This window comes from Allobosea sp. LjRoot9 (genome assembly GCF_964252745.1).
In the GTDB taxonomy this organism is placed as follows: domain Bacteria; phylum Pseudomonadota; class Alphaproteobacteria; order Rhizobiales; family Beijerinckiaceae; genus Allobosea.
The window spans coordinates 261,674-275,111 of record NZ_CAXUPC020000001.1 but is presented as its reverse complement, the minus strand read 5'-3'; the positions used below and the strand labels follow the sequence as shown (position 1 = coordinate 275,111).

The window sequence follows — 13,438 nt, the reverse complement described above, 5'->3', positions numbered from 1 at the left end:
GCTTCCCATGCGCTACGAGATCGCAACCCTGACCGTAAAGCTCGGCAAGGCGGCCAGCGTCGTCGCCGGCATCGACGCCTATGTGAAGGCGCCCGAAGCCAAGGGAACGCTGCTCGGCTGCTGGACGAGCGAGATCGGCACGCTCAACGAGATTTTCGTGCTGCGCGGCTTTGCCGACGACGCCGAACTCCAGGCCGAACGCCGGCGCGCGCTCGATACGACGAACCCGTTCGGCGCCGGCGACGACATCGCCAGACTGCAATTCGACAGCTACGCGCCCTTCCCCTTCCTGCCGCCGGTCAAGCCGGCGAAGCTCGGCAAGGTCTATGAGATCAGGACCTATAAGCTGAAGCCCGGCGGGGTGCCGGCGACCGTCGCGGCCTGGGAAGCCGCCGTGCCCGAGCGCGTAAAGCTCTCGCCGCTGGTCGTCGCCATGCACGCGCTCGACGGGCCGCCGCGCTTCACCCATATCTGGCCTTTCGCAAGCCTGGATGCACGCGCCTCGGTTCGCGCCGATTCCGTCGCCAAGGGCATCTGGCCGCCAAAGGGCGGGCCGGAGTGGCTGACCGGCGAGATGCACTCGACCATCGCGCTGCCCACAACGATCTCCCCCCTGTCCTGATCAGCGACCTTGCAAGGACGGAATAGCGATGATGCCGACACTTTCGCTCGCCTATCTCACGAGCATCCCGCTTGCTCCGCCGGACGCCGTATCGCTTGCCGCCGAACTCGGCTATGACGCCGTCGGCTTGCGCGCCTTGCCGGCAGCTCCGGGCGGCGATTTCAGCCGCCTCATCGAGGAGCCGGCGCTCCTGGCGGAAACGAAGCGGCGCATCGCGGATACGGGCGTTTCCGTCTTCGATGTCGAGATCGTCAGGCTCGCAGCCGACTTCAAGGCCGCGGCTTTCCAGCCCTTCCTCGACCTCTGCGGCGAACTCGGAGCCCGCGCGATCCTCGTCGCTGGAGACGACCCAGATGAGGCGAGGCTGACGGCCTCCTTCGCCAGCTTTTGCGCCGCGGCAGCACCCTATGGCCTGACCGGCGACCTGGAATTCATGCCCTGGACCAAGGTGCCCGATGCCCGCACCGCATTGCGGATCGTCACCAAAGCGGGCGAGGCCAATGGCCGTGTGCTGGTCGATGCCTTGCACGCCGGCCGCTCGGCGACGACGCTGGCCGATATCGCGGCGATCCCGGCCGAGCGCTTGAGCTATGCCCAGATCTGCGACGCGCCGGGCGCGATTCCGAAAACGGATGAGGGCCTGATCCACACCGCCCGCTGCGCGCGATCGCTGCCGGGTGAAGGCGGCATCGACCTCGTCGGCATCTTCTCGCAACTGCCGCGGGAATTGCCGGTCAGCGTCGAGGTGCCCCATCTCGAACGCATGGCCGCACTCGGCCATCGCGAATGGGCGCGCCAGGCGCTCGAGGCGACGAAAGCGATACTCGCTCAGCGCGATCAAGCCGTGGCGCGCGGCGCGAGCCTGCGCGAGGGAGCCAGCACATGAACGCGATCGATCTGCGCGGCAAGACAGCGCTCCTGACAGGCGGCTGCGGCGGCATCGGGCTTGCCGTGAACGAACGCATGCGCGCTTCAGGCGCGACGGTCGTGACCTGGGACCTGGCGGATGCCGCCGACGATCGGGTCGACGTCACCAATGAGGAGGCTGTCGATGCCGCGATGGAGCGATTTCTCGCCCGTCACGGCCATCTCGACATCCTGGTGAACTGCGCCGGCATCACCGGCCCGGACCAACCCATCGAGCGTTACAGCCTGGCGGATTGGCGCCGCACGCTCGACGTGAACCTGACCAGCACCTTCCTGTGCTGCCGCGCCGCCGTGCCGGCGATGCGACAGCGCAATGCGGGGCGGATCGTCAACCTCGCCTCCATCGCCGGGAAGGAAGGCAATGCGATGATGACGGCCTATTCGGCGGCGAAGGGCGCGGTCATCGCGCTCACCAAGGCGCTGGCCAAGGAACTGGCCGATACGGAGGTGCGCGTGAACTGCGTCGCTCCGGCCGTGATCGCGACGGATCTGATCAAACAGATGTCGGCAGAGACCTATGCGACGGTCGTCGCCAAGATCCCGCTTGGCCGCCCGGGCCGTCCCGACGAGGTCGCAGCCCTGATCGCATGGCTGACCTCGGACGAATGCTCGTTCTCGACAGGAGCCTGTTTCGATCTCTCAGGCGGCCGAGCCACCTATTAGAGCGAGCCATCTATAGAGGTAGTCAGGGTTTCCAGTGGTTGTCCGGCGGCGGACCCCAATCGTTCAGGACGCAGCTATAGACGGCGCTCTCGTCGAAGGGGTAGCGCGCTTCCATCTCGGGCGTCAGGGTCAGGCCGAGGCCGGACGCGGTGGGGCGCAGCAGGCGGCCGTTTTCGATCCGCCCCTGGTCGCCGATCATCTCGCGGCCGAGCGGGAAATCGAGCATCGGGAATTCGACCAGCCCGCCACCGCCGGCAAAGGCGGCATGGTAGTTCGCCATGATCGCGGCTGCTCCGCCCCAGGCGTGCACGACAACGTCGATCTCGAGCGCGTCGGCCACAGTGAAGATCTCCATCACCGCACTGACGCCGCCGATCACGGAGGCGTCAGGCTGGACGAAGGCATAGGCGCCGGCGCGCATGCGCTCGATCATCTCTTTCGGCGTCGTGATGATCTCGCCGCCGCAGACAGGCACGTCGATGCGCCGGCGCAGCTCGCGGAACGCCTCGGGGCTGTCGGGGCCGACAGCCTCTTCGAGGAACAGCATGCGCTGCTCCGTTCTGGCGTGCACGGCCTCGACAAAGGCGACGACATCATCCACGGGCTGCGGCGGATCGGCCAGATTCTGGCACATGTCGACGGCCACGCGAATGCCGCGCCTGGCGGCCTCCTCCAGCGCCCAGACGGTGCGCCAGATGTCGCGCTTGAGCGAGCGGATCTTGTAGATGCTGATGCCCTTCGCGCTCAGAATGTCGAGCTCGCGGATGAACTGGTGCTTGGCGTCGCAGCAGCCGCCGCTGCCATAGATCTGGATCGAGTCGCGCTTCGCGCCGCCGAGCAATTCATAGACGGGCACGCCGAGGCTCTTGCCCCTGGCGTCCTGCAAGGCGGTCTCGAACGCGCTGATGACATGGCGCGCCGCGCCCTGGAGCGACCAGTAATCGCATAGCGAGCGCAGATCCTTGACCCGCCGTGGAATGTCGAAGCCGTCCTTGCCCAGCATCAATGGCGTGCAGAGATCGACGATCGATTTGAATACCAGCGGTGCGAACACGGCGAGATAGCCTTCGCCAATGCCGGTCACGCCATTGTCCAGCGTCACCTCGACCATGCCGATCGTGCGCTTCGGCCCGTTCGGGAAACAGGCCTTAATCTCGCGCTCATCCGCATCGGCGTAGGGCGAACTCAAGAGGACGCAGCGAACTCTGGTGATCTCGGGCATCGGGCTCCCTCGTTTCGACCGCGGCCACGGTTTCGAACCACGGCAACACATGGCCGGGCTCAGCGCGCGTCCATGATCTCCGGCATCATGCGCCGGGCGATCGGCCTCAGCCGCTCGGCCTCGGCTGCGTCGATCCAGCGATAGGGCCGGCGCAGGCGCGGACCAACGGGCGCCCAATTGCCGATTGCGGCGAGCAGCTTGTCGAGGGCGGCGTTGGAATAGCCATGGTCGCGCCGGAACGGCAGGATGTGCACGTCCATGAATTCGCAGATGCGCTGCTCGATCTCGCATGCCCCTGCGATGTCTGTCCGCATCATCTCGGTCCATAGCTGCGCGCCGCGCGGGCTGAGGCAGGCGACATTGGAGAAAGCGCCGGCGGCGACGCCAGCCTCAACCCCGGTCGCGAGATGGTGGCCCGGCACATACAGCGCCCAGTCCCGCAAATGCTTATCGGCCTCCGCGTACCAGTCGGCATCGCCGTCAGCGAGCTTGACGCCGACGACCGCGGGCACCTGTTTCAGCACGGCGGCCAGCGTAGCCGGCGACAGCACGCGCTTCGCATGCGGTGGATTGTAGAGCACGAGCGGGATGCCTCCCGCCGCCTCGGCCGCCATCTGCAGGAAGTCCACGGCTTCGGGATCGGTAACCGGCCACCAATCCGGCAGGATCACCTGGATTCCATCGGGCTCATGCGCAACCGCCCGGCGCAGCCGGTCGAGCGCCACGCTCGGATCGGGCTGGCAGGCGCCGATGACGAAGGGTGTCCTCGACCGGCTGCAGTGCTCGGCCAGGACGCGCTGGATTGCGTCGAATTCGGCCTCGGTCTGGTTGCAGCACTCGCCGGCGGTGCCGTTCGAATAGATGCCGTCGACTTTGGCGGCGATCAGGACATCGATTTCATCCGCCAGTCCGGACAGATCGATCGCACCATCCGGCGCGATCGGCAGCAGCAGCGTCGCCCAGTTGCCGCGCAATTTGCCCCATTTGCCCGCGCGTTCGAGCTTCCCGGCCATCGTCGTGTCCCGTCACGTCGTCTTGTTGACTTAAGGGATATCCTACAAGTAAATATCGATCAACCAACGGACGGCATCCGCCAGCGCCCTTTGAAGAGGGCACCCCGCGCGCCACCCATGACGAGGTCGAAGGCCCGTGAACCGGACGATCAAGCCTCTGGTGAAACCGCAATCGCTGCACGCCTCGGTGCTCGAAAGCGTCAAGGCTTACATCGACGAGAGCGGCCTGCCTCCGGGCAGCCCGCTTCCGCCGGAAAACGACCTCGCCCAGCAGCTCGGCGTCAGTCGTAATTCGGTGCGCGAGGCGGTCAAGGCACTGGAATCCGTCGGCATCGTCGAGACCAGGCGCGGCATCGGCATCTTCGTCAGCGATTTCTCCTTCGCCCCGCTGCTCGACAATCTCGCCTTCGGCCTGCGCGGCCGGCTCGACGATTTCGAGGAACTGCTGACCATTCGCCGCGCGCTGGAAGGCGCGCTGATCGGCAGGACGGTGGAGGTGATCGGCGCCGACGACATCGCCGAACTGCGCGCCATCACGGCCCAGATGAAGGCCAGGGTCGATGCGGGCAAAAGCTTCCTGGAAGAGGATCGGCGCTTCCACCGCACCTTGTTCCGCTGCCAGAACAATCAGCTGCTGCTGAAGCTGCTCGACATCTTCTGGCAGGCCTTCGTCAAGGCCTCGGACTTCTTCAATCTCGAAAATCGCGATCCCGTCGCCACCTGGCGCGATCACCACGAGATCGTCGAAGCCGTCGCAGCGCGCGACGCGGAGATGGCGCGCGAGCGCCTCGACCACCACTATCACGGCATCTCAAAAATAATAGCAGCCAGCAAGGCGAGCTAATGGGAGGTTACCATGACCATGAGGACCTATCGTAAGGCGCTGATCGGCGCAGCGTTGCTGGCCGGCACGATGATGACGCCGGCTTTCGCCCAGACGAAGACGATCACTGGCGGCTTCGACGTCGGCCCCGGCGGACTGCAGGGCAATTTCAACCCGATGACGGCGCCGGCCGGCTACACATGGCTGAACACCTATTTCGAGCCGCTGGTCACTTATGATGCCGGCCTGACCAAGCTCGTGCCGGCACTGGCGGCGAGCTGGGAGATCAGCCAGGACAAGCTGAGCTACACCTTCAAGCTGGCGGAAGAGAGCTGGCATGACGGCCAGAAGTTCACCGCAGCCGATGTGAAGTTCACCATCGAGCTCAACAAGAACCCGAAGACTGCGAGCCTGCTGTCGGCGCGGCTGTCCGCCGTCGACAGCGTCGAGGTCAAGGACCCGCGCACCGTCGTCGTCAAGCTGTCGCGGCCCGACAACGCCCTGATCGTCAGCTTGACCAAGATGATGATCCTGCCGGCGCATGCGCTGGCAGCGATCGCGCCGGAGGACATGGCGAAGAACGCGATGTGGTCGACCAAGCCGGTCGGCACCGGCCCGTTCAAATTCGTGCGCTACGAGACCGACCGCTTCGTCGAGCTCGCCGCCAACGAAACCTATCGCGGCGGCAAGCCCAAGGTCGACCGGCTGATCAACCGCTACTTCGCCAATGCGGCTGCGGCAATCTCGGCGCTGCGGGCCGGCGAGATCCAGTTCACCTATATCGAGTCCGACGACGTCCCGACCTTCAAGGGCAACAAGGACTACACCATCATCGAAGGCGCCTCATACGTCGCCAACTATATCGGCTTCAACAATCAGGTGCCGCTCTGGAACGACATCCGCGTCCGCCAGGCGGTGATGCATGCGATCGACCGCAACACGATCATCGACAGCCTCTACAAGGGCGCGGCCAAGAAGGCCGATTGCGGCTATGTCGAGGGCAGCCTGATCCCGAAGGGTCTCGACGAATATGCCTATGACCCGGCCAAGGCGGCGAAGCTTCTCAAGGAGGCCGGCTGGGACAAGATCAACGGCGCCAAGCCGATCTCCTGGATCACCTATTACAACAACCCGCTGACCGCCAACGTCATGGCCGCGGTCCAGGCCATGCTCGCCCAGGTCGGCATCAACGTCGTGCCGCGCGCCTTGGACTCCGCGGGCTATAACGGCATCGTCATGTCCAGGACGCCGAACCCGGCCGATTTTCCGCTGGTCTATGCCGGCCTGCAGAATGGCCCCGATCCCGGAACGCTCAATCTCGGGCTGAACGAGAGCCAGATCCCGCCCGTCGGCCAGAACTTCCTGCAGATCAAGATCCCAGAGCTCAATGCCGCGCTGAACGCCGCCGTCGCCGAAACCGACCAGGCCAAGGCGATGACGAAATATCAGGACGTCTGCGCCGTCATGAACAAGACGCTGCCCTGGGGCACGATGTGGGTCGCCAACCGCTACGGCGTCGCTTCGGTCAAGCTCAAGGACTTCGTCTGGACGCCGGCGCCGGGCGGCGGGCCGTTCGCGGCCGCGCCAGAGAAATGGTCGATCGCGCCCTGAGCCGGAGTTCCTGACGGCCTCTAAGCCGGGAGGGCGCCCACGCCCTCCCTCGTCCCCTCGACGACGGCGCAAACCATGCTTGGCTTCTATCTGAAACGGCTCGCCGCCGGCCTGATGATGCTGATTGCGCTCAGCATCATGGTCTTCGTGCTGCTGCGCCTGGCGCCGGGTGACCCGATCGACGCCTATCTCAATCCGCTGGCTCCGCTGGGCCAGGTCGAGATGGATGCGCTGCGCCAACGGCTCGGGCTCGACCAGCCTTGGCCGGTGCAGTATCTCGCCTGGCTGCGCGCGGCGCTCGGTGGCGACCTCGGCTACTCGATCGACCGGGCCGGCGTACGCGTGCTGCCGCTTCTGATGGAGCGCACCGGGCCGACGCTGCTGCTGATGCTGACCGGCCTGGCCATGGCGATCGTCCTGGGCATTGCGGCAGGCGTCGTCGGCGCGGTCAAGCGCAACTCCGCCATCGATATCGGCCTCGGCGTGCTCGCCTTCCTCGTCATCTCGACCCCGGCCTTCCTCAAGGCCCTGCTCGGCCTCTATGTTTTTGCGGTGGTGCTGCGCTGGGCTCCCTCGGGCGGAATGCTGACGCCGGGCGCGCCCTTCTCGCTCACCGATCTGCTAGCTCACCTCACGCTGCCCGCCTCGCTGCTCGCGCTCGTCTATTCCGCGCTGTTCATGCGCTACATGCGCTCTTCGATGATCGAGGTATTGAACCAGGATTATCTGCGCACGGCCCGGGCCAAGGGCGTCGGCGAATTCGCGGTGATCGTCAGGCATGCTCTGCGCAACGCCATCCTCCCCGTCATCACCCTGATCGGCTCGACCATCGGCATTGCCATCGGTGGCGCGATCTTCATCGAAAGCGTCTTCGACTGGCCGGGCATGGGGCTCCTGATGGTCAAGGCGGTCGAAACCCGCGACTACCCCGTGATCATGGGCGCGACGCTGCTGATCGGCGTCGGCGTCATCCTGGTCAACCTTCTGACCGACCTTGCTTATGCGGTGGTCGATCCGCGCATTCAGGTGAGCTGATGAGCGCGGATACGCCCATGACCGCAGGCGCAGCGACCTCGCGAAGCCGGGGCCGCAGCCCGCTGCAGCGCGCGCTTATGCGCTTCTTTCGCAATGGCGCGGCGATCGCAGGACTGCTCATCCTGGTGCCCGTGCTGCTCGCCGTGCTGACCTACCCGTTCTGGTGGCGCTATGCCCCCAACAGCATCGATCTGCGGGCGCTGAACTCGGGGCCGACAGCGGCCCATTGGCTCGGCACCGACGGTGTCGGCCGCGACACCTTGGCCCGCCTGCTGCAGGGCGGGCGGATCTCGCTGCTGATCGCATCGGTCTCGGTGGCGATCTCGCTTCTGATCGGCTTTCTCGTCGGCGCGCTCGCAGCCTTCGGCGGGCGCGTTCTCGACGGCACGATCATGCGTTTCGTCGATCTCGCCATGACGCTGCCACCGGTCATCCTGCTGCTGGTGCTCGCCTCGATCACCGGCACCGGCATCCTGCCGACGATCTTCGTGATCTCGCTCCTGTCCTGGCCGGTGCTGTCGCGCATGGTGCGGGCTCGCCTGCTGGAGCTTCGCGAACGCGATTTCGTCGTCGCCTCCCGCGGCTTCGGCGCCGGTCTCGGGCACTTGCTCTTCCGCCATGCCTTGCCGAACTCGCTCGACATCCTCGTGGTCTACGCCACCGTGCAGTTCGCCAATGCGATCCTCCTCGAAGCCGGCCTCTCCTTTCTCGGCATGGGCATCGTTCCGCCTGAAGCGAGCTGGGGCAACATGCTGAAGGCAGCGCGCTCGACCGTGGTGCTGGAACTGCACCCCTCGCAATGGATGCCGGCGGGTGCCGCGCTCGTGGCGACCGTGCTCGCCATCAACTTCATCGGCGATGGCCTCCGCGACGCCTTCGATCCGCGCACCGAGCTTGAATAATCCAAGCCTTGAGTCATCCAAGCAGAGAAAGCCTCAGCCCATGTCACGTTTTCACGGTGTGGTTCCCCCGGTCGTCACCCCCCTGACCCTGGATTTCAAGGTCGACTACCCATCCTTCACCCGCGTGATCGAGCATCTGCTCGAGGGCGGCGTCGACGGCCTGTTCGTGCTGGGGTCGACCAGCGAAGTCGTCTTCCACGACAATGACGAGCGCGCGAGGATCATCGAGCACGCCGTCAAGATCAACAATGGCCGCGTGCCGATCTTCGCCGGCGTGATCGACCCGACGACCGACCGCGTCATCCAGCATGCGAAGGTCGCGCAATCCGCCGGCGCCGACGCGCTGGTCGTGACCGCCCCGTTCTACACCCGCACCAGCCAGGCCGAGACCATCGACCATTTCCGTTATGTGCGTGAGGCGGTCGACCGCCCGGTGATCGCCTATGACATCCCCGTCTGCGTCCACATCAAGCTTGAGCGCAAGACAACCGTCACGCTCGCCCGCGAAGGCACCGTGGCAGGCCTGAAGGATTCCAGCGGGGACGACGGCAATTTCCGCTTCGTCAAACAAGACCTGGCGGACATGCCCGATTTCTTCGCGATGACGGGTTCCGAAATCGTGGTCGACAACGCCGCGCTGATGGGCGCCCAGGGCGTCGTGCCAGGCCTCGCCAATGTGGACCCCAAGGGCTACGTCAAGCTCTGGCGGCTGACCCAGGCCGGCAAATGGGACGAGGCCCGCCAGGAGCAGGAACGGCTCTGCCGCCTGTTCGAGATGGTCTGGGTCTCGCTCGGCCGCACCAGCGCCGGCTCGGCCGGCGTCGGGGCATTCAAGACGGCGATGCAGCTTCTCGGCGTCATCGACACCAACACGATGGCCCGGCCGCAACGATCCCTCAACGCCGAGGAAGCCGCTGCCGTCAAAGCGATTCTCAAGCAGACCGGGCTTCTCGATTAACTCCGCGACGGACCTCGGAACAGCGCCGTCGCTCTGAAGCAGTGTCTCGAAAGCTGTATCAGGCGGATCGGCCCCGACGCAGGCCGTACCGCAGCAGGCGATTCTGTCGAAGGCCTGCTGCGGCCCAACCCGGCGCGATGCGCCTCATCCCTTTTGACGACTCGACAAGCGCACCGGCCGCATCAACGCCGGAATTGCTCAAGGATTAGGCAGACACCGACGCAGCCCTGACCATGCGCCCCCTTCCCGAACGATCGCGAATAGGCATAGGCTGCCGGAAATGGGGAAAACACCTACGATGGTCGCGTTCGATGAAATGACCGGCTCCGGCTCCGATTTACGGCCGGCCTATGCTGAGCTCGACCGCTGGCTGAAGGAAGCGCCGCCGGAAACGCTGGCGCTGCGGCGCAGCCAGGCCGAACTGTTCTTCCGCCGCATCGGGATCACCTTCGCCGTCTATGGCGACGAAGAGTCGACCGAGCGACTGATCCCCTTCGACATCATCCCCCGGGTCTTGACCAAGCCGGAATGGACCAAGCTGGAGGCGGGCTTGCGCCAGCGTGTGACCGCGCTGAACATGTTCCTGGCCGATGTCTACGGGCCGAAGGAATGCCTCAAGGCCGGGATCATCCCGCCCGACCTGGTCTATGGCAATGCCTGCTACCAGCTCGAAATGGTCGATTTCCAGGTGCCGCACGGCATCTACTGCCACATCGCCGGTATCGACGTGGTCCGGGTCGACGCCGATACCTTCTATGTGCTGGAGGACAATGCGCGCACGCCCTCAGGCGTCTCCTACATGATGGAGAACCGCGAGGTGATGCTCAGGCTCTTCCCGGAGCTCTTCGCCACGCATCGCGTCGCCCCCGTCGACAACTATCCCGACCAGTTGCTGGCGACCCTGCGCTCGGTCGCGCCGCGCAGCGCGCCAAGCGACCCGTCGATCTGCCTGCTGACGCCGGGCCAGTTCAATTCGGCCTTCTACGAACACTCCTTCCTGGCCGACAAGCTCGGCGTCGAGCTGGTCGAGGGCTCGGACCTGCTGGTCAAGGACGACGTCGTCTATATGCGCACCACACAGGGGCCCAAGCGGGTCGATGTGATCTACCGGCGCATCGACGACGACTTCATCGACCCGCTCGTCTTCCGCAGCGATTCCGTACTCGGCGTGCCCGGGCTGATCGGCGCCTACAAGGCCGGCAACGTCACGCTGGCCAACGCCGTCGGCACCGGCGTCGCCGACGACAAGGCGGTCTACAGCTACATGCCCGAGATCGTGAAGTTCTTCACCGGTGAGGAGCCGATCCTGAAGAACGTGCCGACCTGGCGCTGCCGCGAGCCCGAGGCCAACGCCTATGTGCTCGACAATCTCGAGAAGCTCGTCGTCAAGGAAGTCAACGGCTCCGGCGGCTACGGCATGCTTGTGGGTCCCCACGCCAACAAGGCGCAGATCGAGACCTTCCGCAAGAAGCTGAAGGCGAGTCCTGAGGGCTTCATCGCCCAGCCCACCCTGGCCCTCTCCACCTGCCCGACCTTCGTGGCCTCGGGCGTGGCGCCACGCCATGTCGATTTGCGCCCTTATGTGCTCTCGGGCGCCAACGGCATCTCCTGCGTGCCCGGCGGCCTCACCCGCGTCGCGCTGAAGGAAGGCTCGCTCGTCGTCAATTCCAGCCAGGGCGGCGGAACCAAAGACACCTGGGTGCTCGATGCATAACATCAACAGCGGCATTCATCCCGGACGGAACGCCGACGCACCGCGCCCCGCCACGAAAAGGCCCGAACTGACCATGCTCTCGCGCACAGCCGACAGCCTTTACTGGGTCTCCCGCTATGTCGAGCGGGCCGAGTACCTCGCCCGCATCCTCGATGCGACGACACGATTGACCAACCTGCCCCACGCCTATGGCGGCGCCGGCACGGAATGGCAGAGCGCAGTCTCCACCGCCGGCTGCGAGGAGGCCTTCGCCAAGGCCTATGGCGAGGCCAATGAGCGCAATGTCTGCGACTTCCTGACCTTCAACCCCGACAACCACTCCTCGATCCGCAACTGCCTGGCGCTCGCCCGCTCCAATGCGCGCGCAGTGCGCACCGCGCTGACCTCGGAGATGTGGGACGCGCTGAACGGCGCCTGGCTCGAACTGCAGCGCTTCGAGAAGAAGCGCATGGACCGCGAGGAGTTCGCCCGCTTCCTCGAATGGGTGAAGAACGTCTCGCTGGTCTTCGACGGCTCGGCCTACCGCACCATGCTGCGCGATGACGGCTACTGGTTCTCCAGGCTCGGCGTCTATGTCGAGCGCGCCGACAACACGGCGCGCATCCTCGACGTCAAATACCATGTGCTGCTGCCGGCCAATGAGCAGGTCGGCGGCTCGCTCGACTATTTCCAGTGGACCACCGTGCTGCGCGAGGTCTCGGCACTGACCGCCTATCACTGGGTCTATCGCGAGGCGGTGAAACCGCTGCTGATCGCCGATCTCCTGATCCTGAACCGGCGCATGCCGCGCTCGCTGGCGAGCTGCTACGAGAACATCTCGCGCTTCCTCGACGCGCTCGGCGACGCCTATGGCCGCCAGGGCCCGGCCCAGCGCCAGGCGCGCAAGACGCTCGCCAACCTCAACAACACCCGCATCGACGACATCTTCCAGCACGGGCTGCACGAGTTCATCTCGGACTTCATCACCGAGAATAATCGCCTTGGAGGCACCATCATCGAGCAGTATCTGCAATGAAACCGGGCCTCGGGCTCGCTTCCAGCCGCATGGCCCGCTAAAGAGAGGCCGTCCACGCCCCACCGCCCGAGACCCAGCGACGCCATGCGGATCCGGATTTCCCACTCGATCTCATACGCCTATGCCGAGCCTGCCCGGCACATCACGCAGATTCTGCGGCTGACCCCGCGCGACCATGACGGCCAGCACGTCATGTCCTGGCGTATCGAGCCCACGGTCGATGGCCGCCTGCGCGCCGGCCAGGACCCTCACGGCAACCTGATCCACACCTTCTCGGCCGATGGCCCGATCGCGACCCTGGCGATCCAGGTCAGTGGCCTGATCGAGACCACCGACCTCGCCGGCGTCGTGCGCGGCGGCATCGAGCGCGTTCCGCCCGAGGTTTTTCGCCGTGACACGCTGCTGAGCGCGCCAGACGAGGCGCTCCGCAGCTTTGCGCTGGAGACGACGCGCGAAGCTGGAACACCGCTTGCCCGGATGCACGCCCTGATGGACGCGCTGCACGAGGAGATGACCTGCCAGGAGCCCGCCGACCGCACCGGGATCGGCGCTGCCGCCGCCTTCGCGGCGCGCGAAGGCATCGCGCAGGATCTCGCCCATGTCTTCATGGCCTGCGCCCGCCATCTCGGCATGCCCGCGCGCTACGTCTCCGGCTATGTCGCCGAAAGCCAGTCCCTGCCCCATGCCAGCGGCGCCCATGCCTGGGCCGAGGTCCATCTCGACGATTATGGCTGGATCGGCTTCGATTGCGCCAACGGCCTGTGCCCGATCGACACCCATGTGCGCGTCGCTTCGGGCCTCGACTATTCCGATGCCGCTCCGGTGCGCGGGGCGCGCAAGGGCGGCGACGGTGAGCGCCTCTCCGTTGTCGTCAGTGCGCGCCAGGCCGCCGGCTTCCAGGCCAACCAATGACGGACCGGCCGGGCGCGTCCC

General features: G+C 65.7%; 13 protein-coding genes. 11 read left to right on the top strand and 2 right to left on the bottom strand.

Annotated elements, in window-relative coordinates:
* Positions 1 to 7: 7 nt before the first annotated feature.
* Genes ACSQ3P_RS01330 through ACSQ3P_RS01320 form a run of 3 tightly spaced genes read left to right on the top strand, consistent with a single transcriptional unit; the run spans position 8 to position 2,212 of the window.
* Complete coding sequence (locus ACSQ3P_RS01330; RefSeq protein ID WP_436163903.1) at positions 8 to 622, top strand: NIPSNAP family protein; 615 nt, start codon at positions 8 to 10, stop codon at positions 620 to 622.
* Positions 623 to 650: 28 nt separating this feature from the next.
* Positions 651 to 1,508 carry a sugar phosphate isomerase/epimerase family protein gene (locus ACSQ3P_RS01325; protein ID WP_436163902.1) on the top strand — a complete coding sequence of 286 codons (858 nt, stop codon included), beginning with the start codon at positions 651 to 653 and terminating at the stop codon, positions 1,506 to 1,508.
* Positions 1,505 to 2,212: an SDR family oxidoreductase gene (locus ACSQ3P_RS01320; RefSeq protein WP_436163901.1), complete on the top strand. Its 708-nt coding sequence runs from the start codon at positions 1,505 to 1,507 to the stop codon at positions 2,210 to 2,212. Before ACSQ3P_RS01325 ends, ACSQ3P_RS01320 begins: the two co-directional genes overlap by 4 nt.
* Before the next feature lie 22 nt (positions 2,213 to 2,234).
* Here ACSQ3P_RS01320 and ACSQ3P_RS01315 read toward each other — a convergent pair whose 3' ends face one another.
* Both ACSQ3P_RS01315 and ACSQ3P_RS01310 read right to left on the bottom strand, forming a co-directional pair.
* On the bottom strand, positions 2,235 to 3,434 hold the full coding sequence (locus ACSQ3P_RS01315; RefSeq protein WP_436163900.1) for a mandelate racemase/muconate lactonizing enzyme family protein: 1,200 nt from the start codon (positions 3,432 to 3,434) through the stop codon (positions 2,235 to 2,237).
* Between the two features lie 59 nt (positions 3,435 to 3,493).
* On the bottom strand, positions 3,494 to 4,447 hold the full coding sequence (locus ACSQ3P_RS01310; protein ID WP_436163899.1) for a dihydrodipicolinate synthase family protein: 954 nt from the start codon (positions 4,445 to 4,447) through the stop codon (positions 3,494 to 3,496).
* 136 nt (positions 4,448 to 4,583) lie between these two features.
* Here ACSQ3P_RS01310 and ACSQ3P_RS01305 point away from each other — a divergent pair, with 136 nt between their 5' ends.
* From ACSQ3P_RS01305 to ACSQ3P_RS01270, 8 genes are all read left to right on the top strand, one after another.
* A complete protein-coding gene (locus tag ACSQ3P_RS01305; protein WP_436163898.1) occupies positions 4,584 to 5,291 on the top strand; it encodes a FadR/GntR family transcriptional regulator in 708 nt (235 codons plus the stop codon).
* Positions 5,292 to 5,303: 12 nt separating this feature from the next.
* On the top strand, positions 5,304 to 6,881 hold the full coding sequence (locus ACSQ3P_RS01300; protein ID WP_436163897.1) for an ABC transporter substrate-binding protein: 1,578 nt from the start codon (positions 5,304 to 5,306) through the stop codon (positions 6,879 to 6,881).
* A gap of 75 nt (positions 6,882 to 6,956) precedes the next feature.
* Positions 6,957 to 7,916 (top strand): ABC transporter permease, encoded by a 960-nt coding sequence (locus ACSQ3P_RS01295; protein WP_436163896.1) that lies wholly within the window; start codon positions 6,957 to 6,959, stop codon positions 7,914 to 7,916.
* Positions 7,917 to 7,933: 17 nt separating this feature from the next.
* Positions 7,934 to 8,818 carry an ABC transporter permease gene (locus ACSQ3P_RS01290; protein ID WP_436163895.1) on the top strand — a complete coding sequence of 295 codons (885 nt, stop codon included), beginning with the start codon at positions 7,934 to 7,936 and terminating at the stop codon, positions 8,816 to 8,818.
* 40 nt (positions 8,819 to 8,858) lie between these two features.
* A complete protein-coding gene (locus ACSQ3P_RS01285; protein WP_436163894.1) occupies positions 8,859 to 9,776 on the top strand; it encodes a dihydrodipicolinate synthase family protein in 918 nt (305 codons plus the stop codon).
* Between the two features lie 298 nt (positions 9,777 to 10,074).
* Positions 10,075 to 11,490 carry a circularly permuted type 2 ATP-grasp protein gene (locus tag ACSQ3P_RS01280; RefSeq protein WP_210188292.1) on the top strand — a complete coding sequence of 472 codons (1,416 nt, stop codon included), beginning with the start codon at positions 10,075 to 10,077 and terminating at the stop codon, positions 11,488 to 11,490.
* A 73-nt stretch (positions 11,491 to 11,563) separates the two neighbouring features.
* The gene (locus ACSQ3P_RS01275; protein WP_092174090.1) at positions 11,564 to 12,505 is read left to right on the top strand and encodes an alpha-E domain-containing protein; all 942 of its coding nucleotides are present in this window, start codon (positions 11,564 to 11,566) and stop codon (positions 12,503 to 12,505) included.
* Between the two features lie 84 nt (positions 12,506 to 12,589).
* Positions 12,590 to 13,417, top strand: a complete 828-nt coding sequence (locus tag ACSQ3P_RS01270) for a transglutaminase family protein (RefSeq protein ID WP_436163893.1) — start codon at positions 12,590 to 12,592, stop codon at positions 13,415 to 13,417.
* Positions 13,418 to 13,438 lie beyond the last annotated feature (21 nt).